We start from the raw sequence: 26,450 nt of genomic DNA, 5'->3' as shown, positions 1-26,450 counted from the left end.
TCATCTCACGGGCGGACCCTCGGGTCCGTCCCGTTCGACAGCGAACCTCTCGTACGCGCGCCGTAGCCGCTCGGTGAGCCCCGGCCCGCCCAGCACCCGCCCCGGCGAGCCGAGCTGGCGCAGCAACAGATCCGCCCCGGCAGGCACACTCGCCGGTCGCCGGGGCAGCGGCACCGGCGGATGCCAGAACCGGCCCACCGCGTCGGCCAACCCGACCTCCGCCAGATCGCCAAGTGCCGCACCGGCCCCCGCGGCGGAACCGGCGACCCGTTCCGGCGGACCGGCCGGACCCGGTGCCGTACCCGGCCGCACGCCAGGCGCGACGGAACCGGCAGCGGACCGCGTCGCGGAACCGGTCGCGGTCGCGGTCGCCCCCGGCGCCGCCGCCCGCAACCGGGACAGCAACTGCTCGCGGCTGCGGCCCCGCCACCGCAGCAACTGGAACGGATCCGCGTCCAGCGCCTCGGCCAGTAGGTAGAACGTCGCGGCCAGATGCTTGCACGGCACCGCGAAATCGGGACAGCTGCACCGCATCGCCAACTCGTCCACCGACGCCGGAAACAGCGCCGCCCCCGCCCCGGCGAACACCTCCTCCAACTCCGGCGGCAGGTCACCGGCCAGCATTCGCGCGTTGTACAACGCCTGCGCCGCCAGCAGCTTCTCCACCCGCGCCCACACCGGTTCCCCGAAGGCGGCCAGACCGATCCGCACCGCGTAAGGCTTCGGTCGGGAACCCTGCACCGACGCCGTCACCACACCCGGCTCGATGGTCAGCGCCAGCACCTGGCCCGAGCGTGCGTACGACCGGCCCCGGGTCAACCGGGTGCCCAACGCGAACGACTCCAGCACCTCCACGAACCGGCGCGCCCACCAGGAACTCCCGATCGTCCCCCGCGTCGACCTGGCCCGCAGGCCGCCGTCCACCCGCCGACGCGGGCCGAAGTCGGCGAAGTCGGTCACTCCACCACCGCCCCCGCGTCCAGGGCGAACAACTCCCGCAACTGCCCGGTGGACAACTCGGTCAGCCACTGCTCCCCCGACCCCACCACCTGGCGGGCCAGTCCTCGCTTGTCCGCGATCAGCGTAGCGACCTTCTCCTCGACCGTGCCGGCGCAGACGAACGTGCGTACCTGCACCGCCCGCCGCTGCCCGATCCGGAACGCGCGGTCCGTCGCCTGATCCTCCACCGCCGGATTCCACCACCGGTCCACATGCACCACATGGTTCGCGGCGGTCAGCGTCAACCCCGTACCGCCGGCCTTGAGCGACAACACGAACAACGGCGGACCGTCGGCCGAATCCATCCCCGCCTGGAAGCGGGCCACCATGTCGTCCCTGGCCGCCTTGCCCACCCCGCCGTGCAGGAACAACACCTCCCGACCGGTACGCGCCGACAGGTGTGCCCGCAACATCCCGCCGAACTCCGCGTACTGGGTGAACAGCAGGGCCTTCTCCCCCACCGCCAGCACCTCTTCGACGATCTCCTCCAGCCGCGCCAGCTTGCCGGACCTGCCCGGCAACGCCGAACCGTCCCGCAACAACTGCGCCGGATGGTTGCACACCTGCTTCAGCTTGGTCATCGTGGCGAGCACCAGACCCCGCCGCTCGATCCCCTCGCTCCGCTCGATCCGGTCCAGCATGTCGTCAAGCACCGCCTGATACAGCGACGCCTGCTCGGCCGTCAGGTTGCAGAGCACCTCCATCTCCAGCTTCTCCGGCAGATCGGAGATGATCGACGCGTCGGTCTTGAGGCGACGCAACACGAACGGGCCGGTGATCCGGCGCAGCCGCTCGGCCGCCGCCGCGTCACCGTGCCGCTCGATCGGCTCGGCGTAGCTCTTCCTGAACGACGACGCCGGGCCGAGCAGTCCCGGATTGGCGAACTCCATGATGGACCACAGATCGGCCAGCCGGTTCTCCACCGGCGTACCGGTCATCGCGATCCGGTACCGGGCCGGCAGCGACCGCACCGCCTCCGCCTGCCGGGTCGCCGCGTTCTTGATCGCCTGCGCCTCGTCCACCACGATCCGATGCCAGTCCACCGCCGCCAGCGCCGCCGCGTCCCGCGCCGCGATGCTGTACGTCGTCACCACCACGTCCGCGTCCCGCACCGCCGCCGCGAACGCCGCCCCCCGCGCCCGTTCCGACCCATGGTGTACGTGCACCCGCAGTCCCGGCGTGAACTTGACGGCCTCCCGCTGCCAGTTGCCGACCAGCGACATCGGGCAGATCAGCAACGTCGGCCCGGTCCTCGTCGCGGCGTCGTCGCCCGCCACCAAAGAAAGTAGCTGAATAGTCTTGCCTAATCCCATGTCGTCCGCTAGAATGCCGCCCAATTTCAGAGATTGCAGGAAAGACAGCCAGGAAAGCCCGCGCTGTTGATATGGGCGCAATTTCCCGACGAATTCGGGGGGCGGATCGACGGGCGCCAGATGGTGGTCCAGTCGGCCGGAGAGCAGGTCACCGAGCGGTCCCTCGGCGGTGACCGCGGTGACCGGCAGCGCGTCCGGCTCGTCGCGGTTGGTCAGGGCCAGGTGCAGCAGGTCGGTGACGGTCATCCGGCCCCGCGAGCCGATCAGTTTGAGGCCCGCCTTGAGTCGCTTGGCGTCCAGCTCGACCCACTGGCCGCGCAGCCGGACCAGCGGGGTCTTCAGCGCGGCGAGCGAGCGCAGTTCGTCCTCGGTAAGTGGCTGGTCGCCCAGGGCGACCTCCCACTCGTAGTCGACGAGCGAGTTCTGGCCGAGGGCGCTGCGGGTGGTGACGGCGCCGGGGGCGGTGGGGGTGCCGGCGCGCAGCCGGGCGCCGAGCCGGGCGCCCGGCTCGCGCCACCAGCCGGGCAGCAGGACGCCGAAGCCGGCGGCGTGCAGCACCGGGGCGGCGTCGCGGAGGAACCGGTGGGCGCCCTCGGTGTCGAGGTCGACGGCGGTGGGCGCGGCGACGCGGAGGGCGTCGGTGAGTTCCGGCCAGAGCCGGCTGGCCCGGCCGAGTTCGGTGAGCAGGGTCTCCCGGGGGGAGGCGAGCGTGCCGGCGAAGGGCTCCGGCACGTCGCCGGTGGTCCAGATGTGGTCGGCGGCGAGTTGGGCGCCGGGTTGGTCGGCGGGCTGCAGGGCGAATTCGACCCGCCAGCCCGCACCGCCGGCCGGGTCGGCATCCGGCCCGGCCGGCTCGGCGCCCTGCTCGGTCGACGCGTCCTCGGCCGGCGCTTCCAGATCGTCCGGGGCGTCCTCGGCCGGTTCGACGAGCCGGAAGCAGGCGCGGATCGGGCTGCCGGCGGCGTCCCGTTGCCAGTCGTCGAGTTCGCGGGCCAGGGCGGCGAGCGGGGCGGCACCGGCCCGGACGGTTCGCTGGTCACCGGTGAGGGCGCGCAGCCAGGCGTGGACGGTCGCGTCCTGGCCGCCGGACCGGCCGGCGGGCACGAGTCGTACCCCCTCCAGGGCGGCTCGGGCGGCGGCGTCGGTGAGGGTGTCCAGCGCGTCTGCGACGAGCGCGGCGAGCGGGGTGTCGGGGTCGGCGGCGCGGGCCGCGGGTGGCAGCGCGGCGGCGAGGTGGCGGGCCCACGCGGCGTCGGCGCCGGTGAGTACGGGTCGCCAGGCGGCGCGGGCGGTGTCCGGTTCGATGATCAGACCCGGCAGGACCCGACCGCGGCGGACCAGTTCCTCCGCGAAACCGGCGAGTTCCGCGAGGTGGCGCAGGGTCCCGCCCTGGCTGGCGAGGGCGGGGCCGGAGGTGCTGCCTGGAGCACCGGCCGCACCGGGGGGCCCACCGGCCATCCCGGCCGCGCTGGCTGCCAGGACAGCGAGTGCCTGGTCGGCGTCGTAGTCGAGGGTGGGTACCCGCCAGCGGGCCAGGGTGGGCGCCGCACGGCCGGTGTCGGGGGGTTCGTCGCGGACGAGTTCCGGGGAGTCGACGGGCGCTCCGGCTCGGGTGGGCAGGGTCAGCGCGGCACTGCCGGTGACGGCCTTGGCGGCGAGGTCGCCGAGCTGGTCGACAAGGGTCTGGTGGCCGCAGGCGTAGGGGTGGGGGCGCTCGCGGGGCGGCCGGCCGGGGCGCCGGGGAGGGGTGGCCGGCAGGGTGGAGTCCTCGCCCCACAGCATCAGCCGGCCGCCGGGCCGCCACACCCCGTGCACCACTCGCAAGGAGGACCCCCTGTGTCGCCAGTTACGGAAGGGTCCCTTTCTAACACCTGGTTCCGGCTGACCCCGGGGCACCGGCGAAATACCGCGAGTCTCCCGCGCGGCCGGGACCGTACCTGAGTTCGGGTTTCAGTCGGCTCGACCCGCGACGCCGTGGTTACGGTGCCAACGGCCGCCCTCGGGTGGGTTGTCCAACCGCAACCCGGCCCGGGCGTTGCCGGCCAGATCGTTGTCCTCGACCACGGCGTCGACGCAGCTGCCGGCATCGGTGAGCCACAGCCCGTCGGTCTGGGTGGGCGGGTCGCCGTCGTCCCAGATCCGGTTGCCGCGGACGGTGAGACCGACGGTGGCGGCGGCGATGGTGATCCCGGCCCGCCAGGCGGGCGGGTCGGGCAGGTGGTATTCGGTGCCGTCGGCCGGTGCCGTGCCACGCCAGGCGGTGGTCACTCCGGGGCGTACCGGGGCGAGAGTCAGGGTGGTGCGGTCGTTGCCCACCACGGTCGCGGTCTGGCTGCCGACGGTCAGTCGCTTGCCGAGCTGGCCGTCGGGGCGCCAGTTCGCCGCGCAGTCGGTCATGCTGCCACGTTCGTACCGGGTGGTTCCACCGTCGGCGGTGCCGGCCGGTTCGACCCGCCGGCCGTTGCCGTGGAGGCGATTGCCGACGATGGCGCCGTCGGTGAGGTCGGCGTCGACGTGTACGCCGTCGAGCCCGTTGCCCCAGATGTCATTGCCGTCGATCACGATGCCCCGGGCCGGCTGGTCGACGTTTCCGGAGAGGTTGTGCTGGCGGTAGCCGTACCGGCCGTTGCGGCTGATCCGGTTGCCACGGACCAGGTACGGCCCGGGGGTGTTGCCGATGCTGACGCCGTCCTCGGCGTTCGCGTCGATGACGCAGTCGGCGAGGATCCCGCCGCGGCCGGCGACGCCGGCGGTTCCCTTTGCGGAGACGTCGTATCCGGCCTCCAGGTTGTCGAGGATGGTGCAGCCCGTGACGATGAGGCCGTCGGCGCCCCAGTCCGAGATGCCGAACCGGTTGCCCTCGGAGTGGCAGCCGAGAATCCGGATGCCGCGTGGGGGCGTCCAGTAGTTCTTCTGGAGTTCCACGAAGATGCCGTTGGTGCCGTTGCCGATGGTGCTGCACGCGGTGATGGTGAGCCGTTCGCTGGTGCCCCAGCCGCCGATGCCGACGCCGATACCGGCACCGCCCATCTGCTGCCCGTTGTCGAGCCGGCCGCACCGTTCGGTGACCACCGCGTCGATGACGGTGTCCTGGAGGAAGTCGCAGCCCAGCCCGGTCGCGCCGGTGTCGTGGATGTAGAGGTCGCGGAACCGTCCACGCAGCACGTACTGCAGCCCGAGCCCTTTGGCGAGGTAGTTGTACCGGGCCATCTGGACGCCGGAGCCGTCGATCTCGAAGCTGGCGAAGGTGCAGTCGGCGATGTGGTTGTCCCGGGAGGCACCGTGCTGGAGCGTGGTGAACCAGGCCAGCGGCGTGGGCTGGCTGGGGTCCGCGGGGTTGGCGAGCAGGAAGCGGGTGACGCCGATGCCGGCGCCGAGCAGGGACACGCCGCTGCGCCACACGGTGCCGCCATCGCGGATCGCGTAGTCGCCGGGTGGGCAGTAGATGGCCCGGGGCCGGCCGTCGGCCGCGTAGGCGGCACCGAGCCGGTCCACGAGCGCGGCAAGCGCCGGCTGGTCGTTTGTGACGCCGTCACCCACCAGTCCATGCTCGCGGGCGTCGACGCGGCGGACGTCGTACGCCTCGGCGGTGGACCGGGCCATCGCGGTCTCCCTTCCGCTCCGGTACGGACCTCCCGGCCCGGGTACGGCTGCCTCGCCCGCCGCGTTTCCCGTTTCTGGCGTGGGATAACGGGCACGATGAGGGCATGGCGTCGACGACACGGGTGCGGCTGGCGGACGGTCCGGCCGACGGTGAGGTGATCACTGTCGAGTTGGATCCGACCGGCCGTCCTCCGCTCACCCATCACTGGCTCGGCGAGGGGGGCCTGGCCCACGCGGACATCTACGAGCTGGAGAGCACGAGTTCGGACGGGCCGTGGTGCTACCGCTGGCGGGGACCGGCCACCTGAGGTCGTGCCCCGCCCACCGAGCATCTCAGCAGGTGTTGAGGCCGGTCAGGACGGGACCGATGAGTTCGCCGGTGGCGGTGGCTCGGCGGCGGAGTTCGGCGACCCGTTCGGCGGTGTCCGCCACGCGTTTGTCGCGCTCGTCCCACAACCGGTCCACCTCGGCCAGCAGCGGGCCCTCGACCTCGCGTTCCACACCGCGCAGGGTGGGTGCGCCGATGCGTTGGGCGAAGTCGAAGACCTTGCCGGCGTACGGCAGGGGAAGCAGCGGGACGCCGGCCATGGCGGCGAACATCACGAAGTGCAGGCGCATGCCGACCGCCAGGTCGAAATGCCGCATCAGGCCGAGCAACTGGCGCGGCCGGTAGCTGTTGTGCAGGATCCGGCCCCGGGCGGCGGCGACCATGTGGGACAGCACGCCATGCGAGTGCCTGATGTCGTCGTGTTCCATCGGGACGAACACCACGTCGGCGTCGAGCCGGGTGACGAGGAAGTCGCCGACCTGGGCGAGCAGCCGGTGGTAGCCGTCCACGTCGAGCTGGACGGCGGCCCGGCCGGGTTCCCGGACGCTGATGCCGACGAGCCGGCCAGCCGGACGGATCCCCTCCTCGTGGAGCAGGTCGGCGGGGAACGGCTCCGGCTCCAGCAGCATCGCCGGGTCGGCTGTGACGGTGACCGGTCGGGTGACGCCGAGTTCCTCGACGAGCAGCCGGGACTCCGAGTCGCGGACCGTCACCTCGACGGCGGCGCTGAGCGTCTCCTGCACCATCGTGCAGTCGAGTGATTCGGTGAGCGGGCCGGCGCCCACCGCGTACGTGCAGACGGGCAGGCCGCGTTCCTGGGCGGACAGGACGAGCCGGAGGTAGCGGCGGGCCTCGCTGTCGTACAAAATGCCGCCGCCGCCGAGCAGGAGCAGGTCGAGCCGGTCGAGGATGGCGCCGGAGTCGTTCCGGCTGACCCCCTCCCAGGGTTCGGCAAGCACGCCGGGGTGGGTGGCCAGGGTGTGCGCCGGGTCGCGGGAGAACACCACGATCCGGGCGTCGGGTCGCCGGGCCCACACGTCGGCCAGCAACCCGGTGAGGATCGCCTCGTCACCGAGGTTCCGACCGCCGTACGATCCGAGGACCCCGATGACCGGGCCGGTGCGCGGCATGCCGGCCGCGTTCCCCAAACGGCGCGGCTCATGTCCCAGCTCCCGGCCTCCCCCGCCCCACCTCGCCCTGGCGCCCTTCCTGGCCTCCGCGATCTTGCACCTTGGGCTGTCGTTTTGCACTTTTAGTTCCTAGTTTCCCGAGCCGAAAGTGCAAGATCACGGGTGCGGGAGGACGTGGGCAACCGCCGGGGACACCGCGCTCACTCGGGCGGAAGCAGGACCCGGGCGGTACGGCGTTCCCCGTCGAGCACCCGCATCGCGCGGGCCAGCGTGTCGGCGAAGACCTCGGTCTCCCCGCGTTCGCGCATCGTCTCAGCCGCCACCAGCAGGGCGCGGGCCTCGGCGAGGATGCCCTGGGCGGCGAGGACGCAGCGCATGACGTCGAAGTGGCCGGTCTCGGCGGCGGGGTTGGCCCGGCCGACGAAGTCCACCAACCGCAGGTAGTGCTCCACCAGGTCCTGCTCGGCCCGGGTGAGGGCGGGAAGACGCGGATCGTCCATCGTCGAATTGTGCACGAGTGGACGAGACCGGCAACAGACCACCGCGGCGGGGACCGGCGACGGGGAGCCGCCGGTCCCGGCCCGACAACGGCCCCGTGCGGGCGGGCCGGCGGGTCAGTCCCGCCCGTCGTACGCGTCCCGCAGTCCCTGGATGTCGATCTTCTGCATCCCGAGCATCGCGCGCACCACCCGCCCGGCGCGTTCGGGATCGGAGTCACCAAGCATTTCCGGCAGGGCGACGGGGATGATCTGCCAGGAGAGCCCCCACCGGTCCTTCAGCCAGCCACACTGGCCGGGTTCGCCGCCGTCGGCGGTGAGTTGCTTCCACAGGCGGTCCACCTCGGACTGCTCCCGGCAGCTCACGTGAAACGAGACGGCCTCGCTGAACGTGTGCTGCGGTCCACCGTTCAGCGCGATGAACCGCTGCCCGTTCAGCTCGAGCTCCACGATCATGGCGGTGCCGGCGGGAGCGGGACCGCCCTCGCCGTACCGCTGGACGTTCAGGATCCGGCCGTCGTCGAAAACCGAGACATAGTAGGTGGCGGCCTCCTCCGCCTGTCCGTCGAACCACAGGTACGGGGTGATCTGCTGCGACATGTCGTTCCCTTCGTCGGACCCGATCGGTCCCACCGCTTCGGCGGCGCCGGCCGGCAGCCGCCTCACCTACGCGTCGAACAAGGAACACCGCCACAGGACACGGTTGGAAAATTCTTCCGAGCGTTGCCCTGGCTGCCGTCGACGTCGCTGACGCCGTCGGGCTCAGGGTACGACCCGGTAGTGGGTGGTGAGTCGTCCCTCGTCGTCGAGGACGTGGAACGCGACCGCGGGCGGATGGTCGAGATCGACCAGATCACCCCGCTCCCAGGGCAGCACGGTGGTCGACACCACCCCGGGCGCCACCAGCAGCGGCTTGCCGGCGAAGGTGGTGGCCGCCGGGGTGTGCGCGTGGCCGCACAGCAGCGCGACGATCCGCGGATCCCCCGCCACCAGTTCCGCGAGCCGGCCCTCGCCGAACTGCCGGATGCCATCGACGTACGGGATCGTCAGCGTGACCGGCGGGTGGTGGAAGCAGACGAAGACCGGTGTGTCGGCGGGTGTCTCGGCGAGCAGCCGTTCCAGCCAGGCGATGGTCTCGTCGGTCAGCAGACCGTCGTCCCGGCCCGGGATGGTCGAGTCGCACAGCGCGAATACCGCGCCGGCCACCCGGTGCGCCTGGTTGATCGGCGCGGCGCCGTCCGGCCGGTCCAGCAGCACCTCGCGGTACGCGGCGCGTTCGTCGTGGTTGCCCGGGCAGTGCAACACCGGGTACGGGGCTTCGAGCAGCCGGCGTGCCTCCTCGTACTCGGCCGGCTTGCCGTGGTCGGCGATGTCCCCGGTGACCAGCACCGCGTCGACCGGTTGTGCCAGGTCGTTCAGGTACGCCATCACCCGGGTCGTCCGGTCGGCGGCCCGGTCGCCGCCGTCCAGATGCGTGTCGCTGAGATGCGCGATAACGAGCATGTGGCGATTCCAGCACGCATCCCCGTCCCCTACGATGGCCAATCCCCTCACAGGTGGCCCTGTTCGCGGACGCGACCGATGAGTTCCGACCGGCCGGTCGGTCTATGACAGCGACAATCTTCCGCTCCGATCCTGGAGGTACGGCTGACATGAAACTGATCGCGGATGAGTGGATGACCCTCGACGGGGTCGTTCAGGCCCCCGGCTACGACGGGGAGGACAGCGACGGCGGCTTCCGGCACGGCGGCTGGCACATGCGGCACATCGACGACATCTCGACGGACTGGGTCACCAGGACCACGGTCGAGACCAGCGCGTTCCTGTTCGGCCGCCGCACGTACGAGATCTTCGCGTCGTTCTGGCCGACCGCCCCCGAGGCGTTGGCCACGCTCGCCGAGGCACTCAACAACCGGCCGAAGTACGTCGTCTCGACGACGCTCACCGAACCGCTGGCGTGGCAGAACTCCACTGTCCTGCACGGCGATGTGGTCAAGGCCGTGACGTCGCTGAAGCAGGACGACGGCGGGGATATCCACGTCGTCGGCAGCTCCCAACTGACCCGGACGCTCATCGAGAACGACCTCGTCGACGAGCTGCGACTGTTCATCGAGCCGGTGCTCGTCGGCGGCGGCAAGGGCATCTTCCCCGGCGGCGGCACCCTCCGGCAGCTACGGCTCACCGGGAGCCAGGTGACGACGACCGGCGTCATCATCGCGACGTACGCCATGGCGGGCGCCTGAGCATCGCGGCGGCGCGGCGGGCGAGGGGCACGGCGCCCGCCTGTCGTCGGCTTGTCGCGCGCCGACCGCCAGGGACGAAGCGTTGCAGTGTCCCCAGGCCATACCGACGACCCGGTAGGTCGGGCGTTGGCCTGGTGCTTGATCGAACGATCTCGTTCACCATTCCTGATATCGTTACCGGACATCATTTGATATCAGCAGGGGGTTGAGATGCGGACCGTGATCGACTTGGACGACGAGGCGCTGGCCGACGCCGCGGCGGAGCTGGGCACCAGCACCAAGGTGGCGACCGTTAACGAGGCGCTACGGCTAGCTGCGGCCCGCAAGCGCACGGCCGCCTACCTTGACCTGCTTGCCGAGCTGGACATGGGCGAGGAAGATCCGACCCAAGCTTGGCGGGCGGCCTGACACCACGCGATGCTGTTCCTACTCGACAAGTCTGCGCACGAACTCGCCCGGCGCGACATGGGTGCTCGACGAACGTTCGAGACCATGGCCATCACCGGCGTGCTGGCTACCTGCGCGATCGTCGAACTCGAAATCTTGTACTCCGCCCGCAACCCCACCGATCACCGACGGCTCAAGACCTATCTGCGGGACCAATGCGTGTGGTTGGAGACGAGTGATCACACCCTCGCCGCAGCCGTGAAACTACAAGAAAGCATGCTGGCTGCCGGTATGCACCGGAAGCCCATCCCGGATCTCATCATCGCAGCGGTTGCCGCAGACCACGATGCCGTGTTGGTACACCATGACCACGACTTCGACGACATCGCAGTGGTTGCGCCGGACCTGCGCACCCGGTGGATAACGCCTCCGGGCAAGTCACCAGGTCGCTAGCTGATCCGGCCTGCTGTGGAAGACCGATTGAGACGACAACTGAGACGAGGCGGCCCGCCGGTCATCCGGCGGGCCGTTTCCGTTGCTGGTCGGAGTGTGGGCGCGGCAGGTTTCGAACCTGCGACCCCTCGCTTGTAAGGCGAGTGCTCTCCCACTGAGCTACGCGCCCGGGACCACCTCTGACCAAGGCGGCCGGCGGCGGAAAGCTTACCCTGCCCGCCGCCGACCGCCGAAGGCGCCAGCGCCGGTCAACGCCCCGACGGCAGCGCCAGGGCCGACCGCCGAGGGCGTCGGGCCATTCACGGCACCGGCGCCGAGGAGCCATCAGGCCGCCGCGGCCTCCGCCAGGGCCTTGCGCCACGCCTGCTGGTCGCGCGCCTCGCCGGGCATGTTCATCTCGGCGAACCGGACCACGCCGGCCTTGTCGATGACGAAGGTGCCCCGGTTGGCGATGCCGGCCACGTCGTTGAACACCCCGTACGCCTGGGCCACCGCTCCGTGCGGCCAGAAGTCGCTGAGCAGCGGGAACTGGTAACCCTCCCGGTCGGCCCAGACCTTGTGGCTGTAGACCGAGTCGACGCTCACGGTGAGCACCTGGACGTCGTCGTTGACGTACTCGTTGAGGTTGTCCCGCACCTCGCACAGCTCACCCTGGCAGACACCGGTGAAGGCGAGCGGGTAGAAAACCAGCAGCACGGTCTTCTTGCCACGCAGGTCCGACAGCCGGACCTCCTGGTTGTTCTGATCCTTGAGGACGAAGTCCGGCGCCTCGGCACCTACCTCGATCGGCATGCGAGCTCCTTGGTAGTCACGGTAGGTCCCCAGCCTGCCATGGGCGCCGACCGGACCGGCCGGCACCCGGGGACACCGCGCCTACTTCTTGCCCTTGCTGCCCCGGCGCAGCACCAGACGGGCACCGCTCCAGTCCTTGCCGGCGTTGATCGTCGAGGTCTGTTGGAGGCCAGCCGTGGGGGCCGACTCGCTGATCTCGCTCGGCTCGACGTGGCCCTCCCGACCCGCCTTGGGGGTCAGCAGCCACACCACGCCGTTGTCGGCCAGCGGGCCGAGGGCGTCGACGAGCAGTTCGAAGAGGTCACCGTCGCCGTCCCGGTACCACACCAGCACCGTGTCGACCACCTCGTCGGTGTCTTCGTCGACCAACTCGCCGCACCGGTCCGTCAGGGCGTCCCGGAGATCCTGGTCGACGTCGTCGTCGTACCCCATCTCCATGACGACCATCCCCGGCTCGATGCCGAACCGGTCCGCCAGGCTCCGCACCCCGTCGGCGGCCTGACCCGCGGTCGCGCTCACTGTCGCGTGCCTCCTCATCTCAGCTGCCTCGGCGTCAGGTCGACGCCGACAGGCAGAGTTCACACAGTTGTCTGTCGGCGCGCAAGTGGCGCACCGGGGTGCCCAGGAATTTACCCTGCCAGCAACGTCTGGGCACCCTCGGTGATGGCGTCCTCCGTGACCAGTACCTGACGGGCCGCCGGCCCCAGGGGTATGAACGAGTCCACAGATGCCACTCTACGCACAGATCCGACATAACCGGCGTCGACAAGTGCCGCTATGACGCCCTCGGCCACGCCACCGGACCTCCTCGTCTCGTCCACCACCAACACCCGGCCGGTCGCCGTCGCCTCCCGCACCAGATCCGCCACCGGCAGCGGCGCCAGCCAGCGTAGGTCCACCACCCTGGTGCCGACGCCATCGACCGCCAACCGCGCGGCCACCCGCAGCGACATCCGCACCCCGTTACCGAACGTTATGATCGTCATGTCCTCGCCGGACCCTACCGGGTACACCCTGGCCCGGCCGATCGGCACGTGGGCATCCGCCCAGGCCGCCGGCTCCAGGTAGGGTGCCAACCACTCCTCGTCACCGTCGGTGTACAGATCGCGGGTGTGATAGAGCGCGATCGGCTCCAGGAAGACGCACACGCTGCCATCCACCTCCGCGCTGGCCAGGCAGGTCCGCAGCATGGGCGCCGCGTCGTCCGGCCGCGCCGGTGCCGCCAGCACCAGACCGGGTACGTCCCTGAGCACGGCGATCGAGTTGTCGTTGTGGAAATGGCCACCGAACCCCTCCTGGTAGCCCAGGCCCGGCAGCCGGAGCACCATCGGATTCCGGTACGCGCCCCGCGAGAAGAACCGCATCGTCGCCGCCTCGCCACGCACCTGGTCCTCGGCGTTGTGCAGGTACGCCAGGTACTGGATCTCCGGCACCGGCAGCAACCCGGTGAGCCCCGCCCCGAGCGCGAATCCCAGCACCGACGTCTCGTCGAGCAGCGTGTCGAACACCCGAGCCGGTCCGAACCGCTCCCGCAGCCCCTTGGTCACGCCGTACACCCCGCCCTTGACCGCGACATCCGCGCCGAAGACCGCCATCGCGGGGTTTCCGGACAGGCCATCGGCCAGCGCCGCGTTTATCGTCTGGGCGAGGGTCAGCGGCCCGGCCTGCTCCGGCAGCCGCCCGCCGAACGCCGCCTCCCGACCGGCCGCGAGCGCGTCCGCCGCCTCGGCGGCCCGGGCGGTGACCAGCAGCGAGACGCGGGCCGGCCGGCGCGGCGCCAGCGGGGCGACCACGGCGGCGGCGCCGGCCAGCTTCTCCTCCGCCAACACCTCCTCGGCCAGTGCGCGGACCCGCCAGCCGATCTCGTCGTACCGAGCCAACAGCTCCGCCGGCTCGACCAGGCCGGCCGTCACCAGCAGCCGGGCGGACGCCAGCAGCGGGTCCCGGGCCACGTCCCGGTCGATCGCGTCGGCCGGCCGATACGCCACCTCGGCGTCCGCGCCGGCATGCCCCATCAGTCGTACGGTGGTCAGGTGCAGCACCGCGGGGCGGCGGTGCCGGCGTACCCAGGCTGCCGCCTCGGTCGCGACCTGGTGCGTCGCGACCAGGTCGGTGCCGTCGGCAGTGAAGTACCGCAGCCCCGGACGCGAACGCAGCGTGGCGGCCACCCAGCCGTCCGGCGAACGCACGCTGATGCCCAGGCCGTTGTCCTCGCAGACGAACAGCACCGGCACCCGCAGGCCGGTGTGGTCGCACCAGCCGGCCGTGTTGAACGCCGCGGTCGCGCTCGCGTGGTTGACGGAGGCGTCGCCGAACGAGCAGACCACGATCGCGTCCGAGGGCCAGGGAGAGCCGCCCAGCCGGCGCTGCCGTTCGATGGCCAGCCCCACCCCAACCGCGCGCGGCAGGTGGGAGGCGATCGTCGAGGTGGTGGGAACGACCGCGTACGCGGCGTTGCCGAACACCTTGTGCCGGCCGCCGGCGATCGGTTCGGCCGCCGACGCGACCACCCCGCGCAGCACGTCACGGGCCGATTCCTCGATCCACCGCGGCAGCTCACCGGCGCCCGCGGCCGGGCCGTCCGTCCCGCCATCGTCGGCGGCGGCAGCGACTCCGTCGTCCGCTCCGGCATCGTCGACCGGCGAGCCGACATGGACCGGCACGGCGTCGGCTGTCGGTCCAACCGCGCCGTCCGCTGTGGGTTCGGCAGGCAGCGACTGCGCCACCCGGGTGCAGTAGAACCCGCCGGATCGGTAGTGCAGCAACGCCGGGTCGGTCGGCCGGAGCGCGGCCGCCACCGCCGCGTTTCCCTCGTGCCCGGACGAGGAGATCGTGTAGTAGCCCTCACCGAAGCTGCGCAACCACCGCGCGGCGAGATCGAGGTGCCGGCTGGTCACCTGCGCGTCGAACAGCATTCGTGCCTGGTCACCGGTGAGCGGCGCGCCGTCGCGTACCGGCTCCTCCGGCGCGCGACGCTGGGCCGGACCGACCAGTCCAGCCACCGCGCTCCGGAACCGCTCGTCCACATCTTGAGGGGTGGTCACGCCGGACAGCATTACCGATCCGTGCCGGCATCGCCCACTACAGAGGGCGCCAAACATCCGCGTGTCGCGACATTCGTCCAGGTCAAACGTTGATCAGTCGATCGGGGCGGCGCCGCCGGACACCTTCGGGAGCAGGTCCCGCAACGTGGTCAACTCGCCGTCGGTCAACCCGGCGAGCAGCCGGGAGTCAGCCATCACCCGGTGGACATCGGCCCGTACCCGCCGGCCGGCGTCGGTCACCACGAGCGTCTTCAACCGCCGGTCGGTCGGGTCCGGCGCCCGCCGCACCAGCCCGGCCTCTTCCAGCCGGTCGACCAGAGCGGTGACGTTGGACCGGTCACACGCCAACTCGTCAGCCAGGTGGCGGGCCGGCATCGGACGGTCGGGGTCGAGAGCGGCCAACGCCCGGGCGGCGGCCGGCGTCAGACCGAGCGCCGTCACGTCCTCGTCGATCGCCTGCCGCAGCGCCCCGGCGATCCGGGTGAGATGGCGTACCACGTCCGCACCGGCCGCAGCCCGGCCGGCACCCGCCGTGGAAGCGTGCCGGGTGGGATGCGCCATCCCCCCATGGTACGGATCATCGCAGCGCCCGCCGGGCGACGATGGCCACCACCAGCAGCACGGCCCCGAGGATCGCCGTGGCCGCCCCGAAGGCGCCCGCCGACCGACCGCCCTCGGGGCCGGCCGACGCGAGGTAGAACGCGCCGACGGCCGCCACCCCCAGCACGCTTGCCAGCAGCGTCCCGGTGGAGATGAGCGCGGAGAGCGAGGCAGCCGCAGCCGGGGGCACCAGCCCGGACATCCGGCCGACAAGCGGGGAGAACCCGGCCGCGTGGCCCGCGCCGGCCAGCAGCAGGAGGGCACTCGCCGGCAACCACGGCCACCCGTCCCGGCTGATCACCGCCACCATCGCCACCGTCACCGTCATCATCAGCGGTCCGGTGACGGGCAGTCGGCCCGCCGCTCGGGCCGGCAGCCGCGGAGCGGTCAGGCTGGCCACCGCGAAGCCGGCGGCGTACGGGACGAAGGCCAGGCCGGCGTCAAGGGCGGAGAAGCCCAGCCCGTCCTGCAACCGCAGGGTGAGCACGAACAGCAGGCTCGCGTAGCAGCCCATGATCAGAAAGCAGGCGGTGAGGCCGGCGGGCACCGACGGGAACCGCAGCACCGACAGGTCGAGCAGCGGCTGGCCACCGCGCCGGCCGAGCCGTCGCTGCCGGGCGAGCACGCCGACCAGACCGGCAGCGCCGACCAGCACCAGTACCGCGCGCAACGGCCCTGGCCAGCCCAGGTCCCGGCCCAGGACCAGCGGCAGCACCAGCACTGTCATCGCGCCGGCCAGGCCGGCGATACCGATCGGGTCCAGCCGGTCCGGTCGACCGGCGCCCGGCCCCGCGCCAGGCAGGTGTCGGCGGCCGGCCACCAGCAGCAGTACGCCGATCGGCACGTTGATCAGAAACGCCGCGCGCCAGGCCAGGCCCGCCGGACTCCAGGTGACCAGCAGCCCGCCGACGATCTGGCCGGCGGCGACACCGAGCGCCAACACCAGCGAGTACCAGCCGATCGCCCGGTCGCGTCGGGCTCCGGTGAACTCCCGCTGGATCAGCGAGAGCACCTGCGGCACCAGCAGCGCCCCGGCGAGCCCCTGGAACACCCGGGCGACCACCAGCACCCACGGTTGCGGGGCCAGCCCGCACGCGGCCGAGGCCGCCGTGAACGCGGTCAGGCCGAGCTGGAAGATCCGCGAGTAGCCGTAGCGGGCGCCCAGTCGGGCGCCGGTGACCACGAAGACACCGAAGGCGAGCGTGTAGCCCGCCAGCACGAGTTGTGTCACCGCGGCGGACGCGGCCAGGTCGTCCCGGATGGCCGGGCCGGCCACCGCGGCGATGGACGTGTCCATCGAGGACATGGCCTGACCGGTAAGCAGGACGGCGAGCATGGCCGGACCGCCGCCCCGAACCGCGGCGACCGGGCCGGTCCGCGGCAGCGCGTTCGTCATGCGGACACTCTGGGATCGCCGGCCGGCGCCGGTCTTGAAGATTCTTGCGCCGGCTAACCTTCGGCAGTGCACGCCGTCACGACACTTGTCGACCGGCCGGACTTCACCGTCCGCCGGGTGCGCTGCCGGGAGGATCACACCCGCTGGTCAGCGCCGGAGCCGGTCGTCCGGTACGGGCTGGTGCTGGTCCGGCGCGGCGCGTTCCGGCGGCGCGGCCCCGACGGCACCGGGACGATCGACCCGACGATGGGCTATCTGAACGTACCGGGCAGCGAGGAGCAGTTCGCCCATCCGGCGGGCGGCGACGAGTGCACGGCGATCGGTGTCTCCCCCGACCTGTGGCACGGGCTCGTGGCGGAACGACCCACGCCGGCCGCCCTCTACGTCGACGCCCGGGTGGATCTGGCGCACCGGCTGATGCTGCGCGGCGCGCCGGAGGACCCCGACTTCGCGGCGGCGGAACACCTGCTCCGGCTGCTCGCCGCCGCCGTGCGCGGCACCGCCGACCGGACGGGCAGCTGGCGTACCGGACGGGACCGGGCTCTGGTCGACGGGGCCCGCGACGCGCTGCGCGCCGGCCATCCCGCGGCGGTCGGGTTGGTGCCGCTGGCCCGGCTGCTCGACGTCTCGCCGTACCGGCTGAGCCGCTCCTTCCGGGCGGAGGTCGGCGTGTCGCTGACCCGCTACCGCAACCGGCTGCGGGTCGGGCGCGCGGTGGAGGCGTTGCAGCGGGGTGCCGACGACCTGGCCGGGCTCGCCGCCGAGCTGGGCTTCGCCGACCAGGCGCACCTGACCCGCACGATGCGCCAGCACCTGGATCACCCGCCGGGCCGGCTCCGCCACCTCCTGCGCTGAACGCCCGGGGTGTCATCCACCGTCGATCTCCACGGGCAGCGCGCGTTACCTGCCGTCCATCGACTGCCGTGAGGATCCTGGGAGTCCGTTTCTCCCGGATCGTTGGAGCTGCGATGAACCTGACTCGACGTACCCTGCTGGCCACCGGAACGGTGGCCGGTGCCGCCGGCGCCATCGCCGGCCTGCCCGCCACGGCCGCCGCGAAGCCGAGCGGGCCGCTGCGTCAGGACCCGTTCACCCTCGGCGTCGCCTCCGGCGACCCGGACCACGACGGATTCGTGCTGTGGACCCGGCTGGCGCCGCAGCCGCTCGCCGAGGACGGTCTCGGCGGGATGCCGGCCCGGACCGTACCGGTGCACTGGGAACTGGCCGCCGACGAGCGATTCCGGCACGTGGTGCGGCGCGGCGTCGCGCTGGCCCGCCCGGCCACGGCACACAGCGTGCATGTGGAGCTGAACGGGTTGCTACCCGGCCGGGAGTACTTCTACCGGTTCCGGGCCGAGCGCTACATCTCGCCGGTCGGCCACACCAGGACGGCCCCGCCGCCGTGGACCATGCCGGCCAGCCTGGCGATGAGCTTCGCCTCGTGTTCCCAGTTCGAGCACGGGTACTTCACCGCCTATCGGCGGCTCGCCGAAGACGAGCCCGAGCTGGTCCTGCACCTCGGTGACTACCAGTACGAGTACACAAGGGACACGTACACCATCCCCGGCGGCAACCCGCGCGACCACGAGGGACCGGAGACGGTCACGCTGGCCAACTACCGGCAGCGGCACGCCCAGTACAAGACCGACCCCGACCTCCAGGCCGCCCACGCCGTCGCGCCATGGGCCGTCGTCTGGGACGACCACGAGGTCGACAACAACTGGGCCGACGAGGTGTACGAGAAGCCGGAGATCCCGCAGCCGGAGTTCCTGGCCCGCCGGGCGGCCGCGTTCCAGGCGTACTACGAGAACATGCCGCTGCGGCGCACCTCGATTCCGCGCGGCATCGACATGCAGCTCTACCGTCGGCTCCGGTGGGGCCGGCTGGCGACGTTCCACCTGCTGGACACCCGGCAGTACCGGGACGACCAGGCGTGCGGCGACGGCTACGACGCCTGCCCGGCGGCGTACGACCCGGCACGGTCGATCACCGGCGCCGAGCAGGAACGCTGGCTGATCGACGGGTTCAACCGCTCGGACGCCCGCTGGGACGTGCTCGGGCAGCAGGTCTTCTTCGCCCAGCGGGACAACAACGCCGGGCCGCTCACCGTGACCAGCATGGACGCCTGGGACGGGTACGCGGCCTCCCGCGACCGGATCACCCGGGGCTGGGTGGCCGCCGGGGTCCGCAACCCGGTGGTGCTGACCGGCGACGTGCACGCGCACTGGGCGTCCGACCTGAAGCTGGACTACACCGACCCGACCTCCCGCACCGTCGGCAGCGAACTGGTCTGCTCGTCGATCACCTCGGGTGGGGACGGGGCCGACTCGGTCACCGGCTCGCACCCGTGGCTGGCCATCAACCCGCACCTGCGGTTCCAGAACAACCTGCGTGGATACGTACGGACCACGATCACCCCCGGTCAACTGGCTGCCGACTTCATGGTGCTGCCGCACGTCACGACGCCCGGCGCCCCGGCTCACCGGCGGGCCACGTTCGTCACCGAGGACCGGGTGCCCGGCCTGCACCTGACGTACGACCGGCCGCTCGACCCGGCGCCGGCAGCCCGGGGCACCGGACCGGACCAGGGCCAGCGGACGGTGGAGCAGGAGACCGTCCGCCCGTGATCCGCACCCCGCGGGGGCGGCGCCGCACGGTCTCCGCCGTCCCCCGGGGCTCGGTCGCGGCTCGCGCACCCGCCACCGTCGCCCGATGGCTGGTCCCGTCGGCGGATACGGCCACCGGACGGGCCGGCGGGTCAGCCGGCGCCCGGCCTGCGGGTCAGCCGGCGAGGAAGGAGAACCGGACCTGGCGGGTCGGATTGTCCCCGTTGGGGTCGACCAGGCAGATCGACTGCCAGGTGCCGAGCGCCAGCTCGCCGTCGACCACCGGGACCGACGCGTACGGCGGCACCAGGGCGGGCATGACGTGGTCCCGACCGTGCCCGGGTGAACCGTGCCGGTGCCGCCACCGGCTGTCGGTGGGCAGCAACTCGTCCAGCGCGGTGATCAGGTCCTGGTCGGACCCGGAGCCGGTCTCGATGAGGGCCAGCCCGGCCGTGGCGTGCGGCACGAATACGTGCAGCAGGCCGTCGCCCTGTCCCGCGACGAACCGGCGTGCCTCGTCCGTGATGTCCCGGACGCTCGGCCGCGAGCCGGTGTTGATGGTGATCACGTCGGTACGCATGGCTGACAGTCTTACCCGCGCATGCGGTCGACAAGTGCCCTCGGGCAAGGGAATCCGACAACAGGGCCCCCTCCCTGCGGTTACTGGTCAGTACGTGTGTCGAGCGTCGCCTCTCCGGGCGCCGGAGGTGACGCGCCCCCGCCGGAGAGGGCAGTATGGGCGTCAAGAGACCTATTCCACACACACCCGAGGGAACGCCTGTGGCAACGGAGCGCAAGCGCCCGGTGATCAGCGACGGCCTACCGAGCCAGCTGCCGGACATCGACCCGGAAGAGACCGCCGAGTGGGTCGAGTCGCTCGACGGCGTGATCGACGAGCGGGGCGCGAAGCGGGCCCGGTACGTGATGCTCCGCCTGCTGGAGCGCGCCCGTGAGCGCCAGGTCGGGGTCCCGCCCCTGACCACCACCGACTACATCAACACGATCCCCCCGGAGCAGGAGCCCTGGTTCCCCGGCGACGAGCACGTCGAGCGCCGGCTCCGGGCGTACATCCGGTGGAACGCCGCCATGCTCGTGCATCGCGCGCAGCGGCCGGAGATCGGTGTCGGCGGTCACATCTCGACGTACGCGAGTTCGGCCTCGCTCTACGAGGTGGGCTTCAACCACTTCTTCCGGGGCAAGGACCACCCGGGCGGCGGCGACCAGATCTTCTACCAGGGGCACGGCTCACCGGGCATGTACGCCCGCGCCTACCTGGAGGGTCGACTCAGCGAGAACCAGCTCGACGGGTTCCGCCAGGAGTTGTCGCACCCCGGCGGCGGGCTGCCGTCGTATCCGCATCCCCGGCTCATGCCCGACTTCTGGGAGTTCCCCACCGTCTCCATGGGTCTTGGCGGGATCAACGCCATCTACCAGGCGCGGTTCAACCGCTACCTGCGGCACCGGGGCATCAAGGACACCTCCGACCAGCACGTCTGGGCGTTCCTCGGTGACGGTGAGATGGACGAGCCGGAGACCCTGGGCGCCATCGGCGCGGCTGCCCGCGAGGAGCTGGACAACCTCACCTTCGTGATCAACTGCAACCTCCAGCGGCTCGACGGTCCGGTACGCGGCAACGGCAAGGTGATGCAGGAACTGGAGGCGTTCTTCCGGGGCGCCGGGTGGAACGTGATCAAGGTGGTCTGGGGTCGGGAGTGGGACCCGCTGCTCGCCGCCGACACCGACGGCGCGCTTGTCAACCTGATGAACGTGACGCCGGACGGCGACTACCAGACCTACAAGGCCGAGTCCGGGGCGTACGTGCGGGAGCACTTCTTCGGCCGCGATCCGCGCACCCGCAAGATGGTCGAGCACCTGTCCGACGACGAGATCTGGAACCTCAAGCGCGGCGGGCACGACTACCGCAAGCTGTACGCGGCGTACAAGGCGGCCGTGGAGCACACCGGTCAGCCCACCGTGATCCTCGCCAAGACGATCAAGGGTTGGACGCTCGGCTCGCACTTCGAGGGCCGCAACGCCACCCACCAGATGAAGAAGCTGACGCTGGAGGATCTGAAGACCTTCCGCGACCGCCTCTACCTGGACATCCCGGACAAGGCGCTGGAGGACAACCCGTACCTTCCGCCGTACTACCACCCGGGCGAGGACTCCGAGGAGTTCGCGTACCTCAAGGAGCGGCGGGCCGCGCTCGGCGGCTACCTGCCGTCCCGCCGGCAGCACAAGGGCTCGCTGCGGATCCCGGAGACCGAGCGGTTCGGCGACATCAAGAAGGGCTCCGGCAAGCAGAAGGTCGCCACCACGATGGCCTTCGTCCGGCTGCTCAAGGACCTGATGAAGGATAAGGAGTTCGGCAAGCGCTGGGTGCCGATCATCCCGGACGAGGCCCGTACCTTCGGAATGGACTCGCTGTTCCCGACGCAGAAGATCTACTCGCCGCACGGCCAGAACTACACCCCGGTCGACCGCGAGCTCTTCCTGTCGTACAAGGAGGCCACCGGCGGGCAGATCCTGCACGAGGGGATCAACGAGGTCGGCTCGGTCGCCTCGTTCACCGCCGCCGGCTCGTCGTACGCCACGCACGGCGAACCGATGATCCCGATGTACATCTTCTACTCGATGTTCGGCTTCCAGCGGACCGCCGACAGCCTGTGGGCGGCCGCCGACCAGATGGCCCGGGGCTTCCTGCTCGGCGCCACCGCCGGACGGACCACGCTCAACGGCGAGGGGTTGCAGCACGAGGACGGGCACTCGCACCTCATCGCGGCCACCAACCCGGCGGTCGTCGCGTACGACCCGGCGTTCGCGTTCGAGGTGGCGTACATCGTCGAGGACGGCCTGCACCGGATGTACGGCGAGAATCCGGAGAACGTTTTCTACTACCTCACGGTCTACAACGAGCCGATCGTGCAGCCGGCGGAGCCGGCCGACGTCGACGTCGAGGGGATCCGGCGGGGGATCCACCGGTACGCCCCGGCGCCGGAACTCGCCGACGACGCGCCGCGGGTCAACCTGCTGGCCGCGGGCACCGGCATGCAGTGGGCGCTCAAGGCGCAGCAGTTGCTGGCCCAGGACTGGGGGGTGGCCGCCGACGTCTGGTCGGTCACCTCGTGGACCGAGCTGCGCCGGGACGCCGTCGAGTGCGAGGAGCACAACCTGCTCAACCCGGGCGGTGAGGCGCGGGTGCCGTACGTGACCAGCAAGCTCGCCGAGGCGGACGGTCCGAAGATCGCGGTCAGCGACTTCATGCGGGCGGTGCCGGACCTGATCGCGCGCTGGGTACCGGGCGACTACACCTCGCTGGGCACCGACGGCTTCGGCTTGTCCGACACCCGGCACGCGCTGCGCCGGCACTTCCACGTGGACGCCGAGTCGATCGCGGTGGCCGCGCTGCGCCAGCTCGCGGTCAGCGGCACCGTGCCAGCCACGGTGCCGGCCGAGGCGGCCAAGAAGTACGCCATCGAGGACGTCACCGCCGCCCCCGTAGGCGAAACCGGCGGCGACTCCGGCTAACCCTCCCTGTCCCCTCCCCCTGGGGCCCCACCCCCTTTCCCGTCGATCTAGGGCAGATGGTCGTGATTGGAGATCAACACGCGACCATCTGCCTTAGATCGGCGGTGGGGAGGGGCCGGGGGGTGGGGGACAGGGGGGTGGGTCAGTGGGTGAGGAGGCCGAGGCCGGGGTCGGCGGGCTCGGCTGCGCCGGCGCCGACGGCGGCCGGGGACTTGTCCAGGGCGGCTAGGTTGGTCAGCCGAGCCAGGGAACTCTCCAGGTCGGCGCCGACCTTGCGCATGCCGAGGCGAAGCAGGGCACCGCTGACCTTGCCGGCCGGCCAACGGACCACGATCAGTCGCGCGGAGGTCCCCTCGGGTTCCTCGCTGAGCTGCACGTACACCTCGGTGCGCGCCTCGGCCCGAGCCCCCGCGCCCTTGGCCCGCTCCCGCCAGCCGATCAGCGTCGGCGGCTGATAGACGATCACCTCGGCCTCATGGCTGGCGCCCCGTCCCGACGCGTAGACCCGCTGCTTGCGCCCGTAACCCTCGCCGGACAGCACCTCGGCCTGCCGCACTCCGGCCAGCCAGGCGGGCAACTGATCGGCCCGCTGGACCACGTCCCACACCATGTCGATGGACGCACGCACGTACGCGCTGCGCTCAACCAGGATCATCTCGCCCGCCTCCGTCGAGGACATCACATGAATTTGTGCAGCTTATCCGTATTTAGGGGGTGAATCGGACAACTTTCCTTCGACACGCCGCGCGGTCTAAAGTCCCGAGGATCGTTCGCGTTTCTACCGGAGGCGAGATGAGCGACTCGGCGCCCATGCCCGGGTTCCCGGACGGCTTCACCTGGGGTGCGGCCACCGCGGCGTACCAGATCGAGGGCGCCACCCGCGACGGCGGCCGGGGGCCGTCCGTCTGGGACACCTTCGCCGCCCAACCGGGCCGGATCGCCGACGGCGGCACCGGCGAGGTCGCCTGCGACCACTACCACCGGTACGCCGAGGACGTGGCGCTGATGGCCGACCTCGGGATCGGCGCGTACCGGTTCTCCATCGCCTGGCCACGGATCCAGCCGGCCGGCACCGGTCCGGCCAACGCCGACGGGCTGGCGTTCTATGACCGGCTCGTCGACGAGCTGCTGAGCCACGGCATCGACCCGGTCGCCACGCTGTTCCACTGGGACCTGCCGCAGGCACTCGAGGATCGCGGCGGCTGGCTGACCCGGGACACCGCGCAACGGTTCGCCGGCTACGCGGATATGGTCGCCGAACGCCTCGCCGACCGGGTGCGGCTGTGGATCACGCTGAACGAACCGTTCGTACACATGACCTTCGGGTACGGCCTGGGCGTGCACGCGCCGGGTCGGACCGAGATGTTCGGCGCCTTCCCGGCCGCCCACCACCAGCTGCTCGGTCACGGACTGGCGGTGGCCGCGCTGCGCGCCCGTGGTGCGGCGGCGGTCGGCATCACCAACAACTACTCACCGGTCCGGATCATCGGCGCGGGCACCACGACGACCGACACCGGCGGCGGCGCGGGTGCCACGAGCACCAGCGGCACGAGCGCCGGCGCCGATCCGGGCACCACAAGCGGCGGCGCCGAACTCGCCGACCGGGCGGCCCGGGACGCATACCACGCGCTGCACAACCGGCTGTTCACCGACCCGCTGCTCGGCCGGGGCTACCCGGAACAGGCCCCGGGGCTGGACCTGTCCGTGGTACGCGACGGCGACCTTGACGTCATCGCCGCACCGATCGACACACTTGGCGTGAACTACTACAACCCGACCGGCGTCCGGGCCCCCGAGAAGGGCTCGCCACTGCCGTTCGAGCTGGTGCCACTTGCCGGCTTTCCGCGTACCAGCTTCGACTGGCCGGTCGTGCCGGACGGGCTGTACGACCTGCTGGTCGGCTTGCGCCGGGAGTACGGCGCCGGGTTGCCGCCGATCCAGATCACCGAGAACGGGTGCGCGTACGACGACGTGGTCGGCCCCGACGGCCGGTGTGCCGACCCCGAGCGGATCGCCTACCTCGACGGCCACCTGCGCGCCGTGGCCCGCGCCATCGACGACGGCGTCGACGTGCGCGGCTACTTCGTCTGGTCGCTGCTGGACAACTTCGAGTGGGCGGAGGGCTACACGAAGCGGTTCGGGCTCGTCCACGTCGACTACGCCACCCAGACGCGTACTCCGAAGTCGTCCTTCTCCTGGTACCGCGCCCTGATCAACCGCCGGTGACCACCCTCGACCCCACTCCGGGAGTGCCGGCGGCGCTCACCGAACCGACAGTCCGGGTCCGCGGCCGGTGGATCGCGCTGATCTTCGCGGCCAACCTCGGCGTCTGGATGGCCTTCTTCACGCCGATCCAGATCCTGCTGCCGCAGCAGATCGAGCGGATCGACCCGGCCGGCAAGGAAACAATGTTCGGCCTGGTCACCGGGCTGGGCGCGCTGGCGGCCGTGGTCGCCAACCCGCTGGCCGGGGCGCTGTCGGACCGCACCTGCCTCCGGTTGTTCGGCCGGGACCTCGGCCGCCGGCACGTCTGGACGGTCGGCGGCGCGCTGCTCGGCGCGGCGTCGCTGCTGCTGCTCGCGCAGCAGCGGACGGTGGCCGGGGTGGCGGTCGCCTGGGTGGCCGCTCAGGTGTGCTTCAACGCGATGCTGGCCAGCCTCACCGCGGCGGTGCCGGACCGGGTGCCGGTGACCCAGCGCGGCGGCGTGTCGGGCTGGATCGGCATCCCGCAGGCGCTCGGCCTGGTCGTCGGCGCGCTGCTGGTCACGGCGCTGGTGACCGGGAACGCCGCCGGCTACGCGGCGGTAGCCGGCGCCGTGATTCTGCTGGCGGTCCCGTTCGCCCTGTTCACGCCGGACGATCCGCTGCCCCGGGCGAACCGGCCGGTGCTGCGCTGGCGGGCGCTGGCAGCCGGGATGTGGATCAGTCCGCGCCGGTACCCCGACTTCGCGTGGGCCTGGGCCACCCGGTTCCTGGTGCAGATGGGCAACGCCCTCGGCACGCTCTACCTGCTCTACTTTCTCACCGACCGGGTCCGGCTGGCGGACCCGCAGGGCGGGCTGCTGGTGCTGATCCTGCTCTACACCATGGGCATGATGGCCACCGCCGTGGTTTCCGGCCGGCTCTCCGACGCCTCCGGCCGGCGCAAGGTGTACGTGATCGTGTCCGGTCTGGTGATGGCCGTGGCGGCGCTGTTGCTGGCCGGGTGGCCGATGTGGCCCATGGCGATGATCGCCGCGCTGCTGCTCGGCGCCGGGTACGGCGTCTATCTCGCGGTGGACGCCGCGCTGATCACCCAGGTGCTGCCCCGGGCCACCGACCGGGGGAAGGACCTAGGCGTGATCAACATCGCGAACTCGGCCCCCCAGGTGCTCGGCCCGGCGCTGTCCGCGCCGATCGTCGTCCACCTCGGCGGCTATCCCACCCTGTACGTGGTGACCGCGGTGGTGACCGTGCTCGGCAGCGTGCTGGTGCTGCGCATCCGCTCGGTGCCGTGAGCGACGCGGCGAGCGGACGGCGCCGGCCTTCCGG

Annotated in this window: 22 protein-coding genes, 1 tRNA gene and 1 pseudogene; 9 read left to right on the top strand and 15 right to left on the bottom strand. The window is 71.6% G+C overall.

Annotated elements, in window-relative coordinates:
* From ACFQUZ_RS07320 to ACFQUZ_RS07310, 3 genes are all read right to left on the bottom strand, one after another.
* A complete protein-coding gene (locus tag ACFQUZ_RS07320; protein WP_377439224.1) occupies window positions 1-960 on the bottom strand; it encodes an SWIM zinc finger family protein in 960 nt (319 codons plus the stop codon).
* The gene (locus ACFQUZ_RS07315; RefSeq protein ID WP_377439222.1) at window positions 957-4,136 is read right to left on the bottom strand and encodes a DEAD/DEAH box helicase; all 3,180 of its coding nucleotides are present in this window, start codon (window positions 4,134-4,136) and stop codon (window positions 957-959) included. The genes ACFQUZ_RS07320 and ACFQUZ_RS07315 overlap by 4 nt, the downstream gene beginning before the upstream one ends.
* Window positions 4,137-4,262: 126 nt before the next feature.
* On the bottom strand, window positions 4,263-5,915 hold the full coding sequence (locus tag ACFQUZ_RS07310) for a right-handed parallel beta-helix repeat-containing protein (RefSeq protein ID WP_377439221.1): 1,653 nt from the start codon (window positions 5,913-5,915) through the stop codon (window positions 4,263-4,265).
* 104 nt (window positions 5,916-6,019) lie between these two features.
* Here ACFQUZ_RS07310 and ACFQUZ_RS07305 point away from each other — a divergent pair, with 104 nt between their 5' ends.
* Window positions 6,020-6,223, top strand: a complete 204-nt coding sequence (locus ACFQUZ_RS07305; RefSeq protein WP_377439220.1) for a hypothetical protein — start codon at window positions 6,020-6,022, stop codon at window positions 6,221-6,223.
* 25 nt (window positions 6,224-6,248) lie between these two features.
* Here ACFQUZ_RS07305 and ACFQUZ_RS07300 read toward each other — a convergent pair whose 3' ends face one another.
* The 4 genes from ACFQUZ_RS07300 to ACFQUZ_RS07285 form a co-directional block, all read right to left on the bottom strand.
* A complete protein-coding gene (locus tag ACFQUZ_RS07300; RefSeq protein WP_377439219.1) occupies window positions 6,249-7,373 on the bottom strand; it encodes a polysaccharide pyruvyl transferase family protein in 1,125 nt (374 codons plus the stop codon).
* Window positions 7,374-7,573: 200 nt separating this feature from the next.
* Window positions 7,574-7,873: a hypothetical protein gene (locus ACFQUZ_RS07295; protein ID WP_377439217.1), complete on the bottom strand. Its 300-nt coding sequence runs from the start codon at window positions 7,871-7,873 to the stop codon at window positions 7,574-7,576.
* A gap of 114 nt (window positions 7,874-7,987) precedes the next feature.
* Window positions 7,988-8,470 carry a VOC family protein gene (locus ACFQUZ_RS07290; protein WP_377439216.1) on the bottom strand — a complete coding sequence of 161 codons (483 nt, stop codon included), beginning with the start codon at window positions 8,468-8,470 and terminating at the stop codon, window positions 7,988-7,990.
* 162 nt (window positions 8,471-8,632) lie between these two features.
* Entirely contained in the window at window positions 8,633-9,373 is a 741-nt protein-coding gene (locus ACFQUZ_RS07285; protein ID WP_377439214.1) for a metallophosphoesterase, read from the bottom strand.
* A 149-nt stretch (window positions 9,374-9,522) separates the two neighbouring features.
* Between ACFQUZ_RS07285 and ACFQUZ_RS07280 the strand changes: the two genes are divergently transcribed.
* The 3 genes from ACFQUZ_RS07280 (at window position 9,523) to ACFQUZ_RS07270 (ending at window position 10,953) form a co-directional block, all read left to right on the top strand.
* Window positions 9,523-10,113 (top strand): dihydrofolate reductase family protein, encoded by a 591-nt coding sequence (locus tag ACFQUZ_RS07280; RefSeq protein WP_377439213.1) that lies wholly within the window; start codon window positions 9,523-9,525, stop codon window positions 10,111-10,113.
* A gap of 210 nt (window positions 10,114-10,323) precedes the next feature.
* Window positions 10,324-10,521 (top strand): type II toxin-antitoxin system VapB family antitoxin, encoded by a 198-nt coding sequence (locus ACFQUZ_RS07275; RefSeq protein WP_377439212.1) that lies wholly within the window; start codon window positions 10,324-10,326, stop codon window positions 10,519-10,521.
* A 9-nt stretch (window positions 10,522-10,530) separates the two neighbouring features.
* The gene (locus ACFQUZ_RS07270; RefSeq protein ID WP_377439209.1) at window positions 10,531-10,953 is read left to right on the top strand and encodes a PIN domain-containing protein; all 423 of its coding nucleotides are present in this window, start codon (window positions 10,531-10,533) and stop codon (window positions 10,951-10,953) included.
* A gap of 97 nt (window positions 10,954-11,050) precedes the next feature.
* Here the strand turns inward: ACFQUZ_RS07270 and ACFQUZ_RS07265 are convergent.
* The 6 genes from ACFQUZ_RS07265 to ACFQUZ_RS07240 all read right to left on the bottom strand — a co-directional run bounded on the left by ACFQUZ_RS07265 (window position 11,051) and on the right by ACFQUZ_RS07240 (window position 16,785).
* Window positions 11,051-11,122, bottom strand: a tRNA-Val gene (locus ACFQUZ_RS07265).
* A 155-nt stretch (window positions 11,123-11,277) separates the two neighbouring features.
* Window positions 11,278-11,745 (bottom strand): peroxiredoxin, encoded by a 468-nt coding sequence (locus tag ACFQUZ_RS07260; RefSeq protein WP_377439207.1) that lies wholly within the window; start codon window positions 11,743-11,745, stop codon window positions 11,278-11,280.
* Between the two features lie 81 nt (window positions 11,746-11,826).
* Window positions 11,827-12,264 carry a DUF3052 domain-containing protein gene (locus ACFQUZ_RS07255; RefSeq protein WP_377439205.1) on the bottom strand — a complete coding sequence of 146 codons (438 nt, stop codon included), beginning with the start codon at window positions 12,262-12,264 and terminating at the stop codon, window positions 11,827-11,829.
* Between the two features lie 110 nt (window positions 12,265-12,374).
* On the bottom strand, window positions 12,375-14,801 hold the full coding sequence (locus ACFQUZ_RS07250; protein ID WP_377439203.1) for a thiamine pyrophosphate-dependent enzyme: 2,427 nt from the start codon (window positions 14,799-14,801) through the stop codon (window positions 12,375-12,377).
* An 81-nt stretch (window positions 14,802-14,882) separates the two neighbouring features.
* Window positions 14,883-15,350 carry a MarR family winged helix-turn-helix transcriptional regulator gene (locus tag ACFQUZ_RS07245; RefSeq protein WP_377439201.1) on the bottom strand — a complete coding sequence of 156 codons (468 nt, stop codon included), beginning with the start codon at window positions 15,348-15,350 and terminating at the stop codon, window positions 14,883-14,885.
* Between the two features lie 16 nt (window positions 15,351-15,366).
* Window positions 15,367-16,785: an MFS transporter gene (locus ACFQUZ_RS07240; RefSeq protein WP_377439199.1), complete on the bottom strand. Its 1,419-nt coding sequence runs from the start codon at window positions 16,783-16,785 to the stop codon at window positions 15,367-15,369.
* Between the two features lie 66 nt (window positions 16,786-16,851).
* Between ACFQUZ_RS07240 and ACFQUZ_RS07235 the strand changes: the two genes are divergently transcribed.
* Together ACFQUZ_RS07235 and ACFQUZ_RS07230 are read left to right on the top strand one after the other, a co-directional pair.
* Window positions 16,852-17,640 carry a helix-turn-helix domain-containing protein gene (locus ACFQUZ_RS07235; RefSeq protein WP_377439197.1) on the top strand — a complete coding sequence of 263 codons (789 nt, stop codon included), beginning with the start codon at window positions 16,852-16,854 and terminating at the stop codon, window positions 17,638-17,640.
* A 113-nt stretch (window positions 17,641-17,753) separates the two neighbouring features.
* A complete protein-coding gene (locus ACFQUZ_RS07230; protein WP_377439195.1) occupies window positions 17,754-19,412 on the top strand; it encodes an alkaline phosphatase D family protein in 1,659 nt (552 codons plus the stop codon).
* Between the two features lie 154 nt (window positions 19,413-19,566).
* On the opposite strand, the gene ACFQUZ_RS07225 is transcribed toward ACFQUZ_RS07230, so the two are convergent.
* Window positions 19,567-19,971, bottom strand: coding sequence for a secondary thiamine-phosphate synthase enzyme YjbQ (locus ACFQUZ_RS07225; protein ID WP_377439193.1), 405 nt, complete (start codon window positions 19,969-19,971; stop codon window positions 19,567-19,569).
* A gap of 200 nt (window positions 19,972-20,171) precedes the next feature.
* On the opposite strand from ACFQUZ_RS07225, the gene aceE reads away from it, so the two are divergent.
* The gene (gene aceE / locus ACFQUZ_RS07220; RefSeq protein ID WP_377439190.1) at window positions 20,172-22,919 is read left to right on the top strand and encodes a pyruvate dehydrogenase (acetyl-transferring), homodimeric type; all 2,748 of its coding nucleotides are present in this window, start codon (window positions 20,172-20,174) and stop codon (window positions 22,917-22,919) included.
* A gap of 214 nt (window positions 22,920-23,133) precedes the next feature.
* Here the strand turns inward: aceE and ACFQUZ_RS07215 are convergent.
* A pseudogene (locus ACFQUZ_RS07215) lies at window positions 23,134-23,574 on the bottom strand (SRPBCC family protein); the annotation flags it as partial.
* 137 nt (window positions 23,575-23,711) lie between these two features.
* Here ACFQUZ_RS07215 and ACFQUZ_RS07210 point away from each other — a divergent pair.
* The gene (locus ACFQUZ_RS07210) at window positions 23,712-25,145 is read left to right on the top strand and encodes a family 1 glycosylhydrolase (protein ID WP_377439187.1); all 1,434 of its coding nucleotides are present in this window, start codon (window positions 23,712-23,714) and stop codon (window positions 25,143-25,145) included.
* Window positions 25,142-26,416 (top strand): MFS transporter, encoded by a 1,275-nt coding sequence (locus tag ACFQUZ_RS07205; RefSeq protein ID WP_377439185.1) that lies wholly within the window; start codon window positions 25,142-25,144, stop codon window positions 26,414-26,416. The genes ACFQUZ_RS07210 and ACFQUZ_RS07205 overlap by 4 nt, the downstream gene beginning before the upstream one ends.
* The last annotated feature ends 34 nt before the right edge of the window (window positions 26,417-26,450 follow it).

Origin of the sequence: Plantactinospora sp. GCM10030261, from assembly GCF_042666615.1 — a bacterium.
Lineage (GTDB): Bacteria > Actinomycetota > Actinomycetes > Mycobacteriales > Micromonosporaceae > KBS50.
This window is presented reverse-complemented; position numbering and strand designations above follow the sequence as displayed.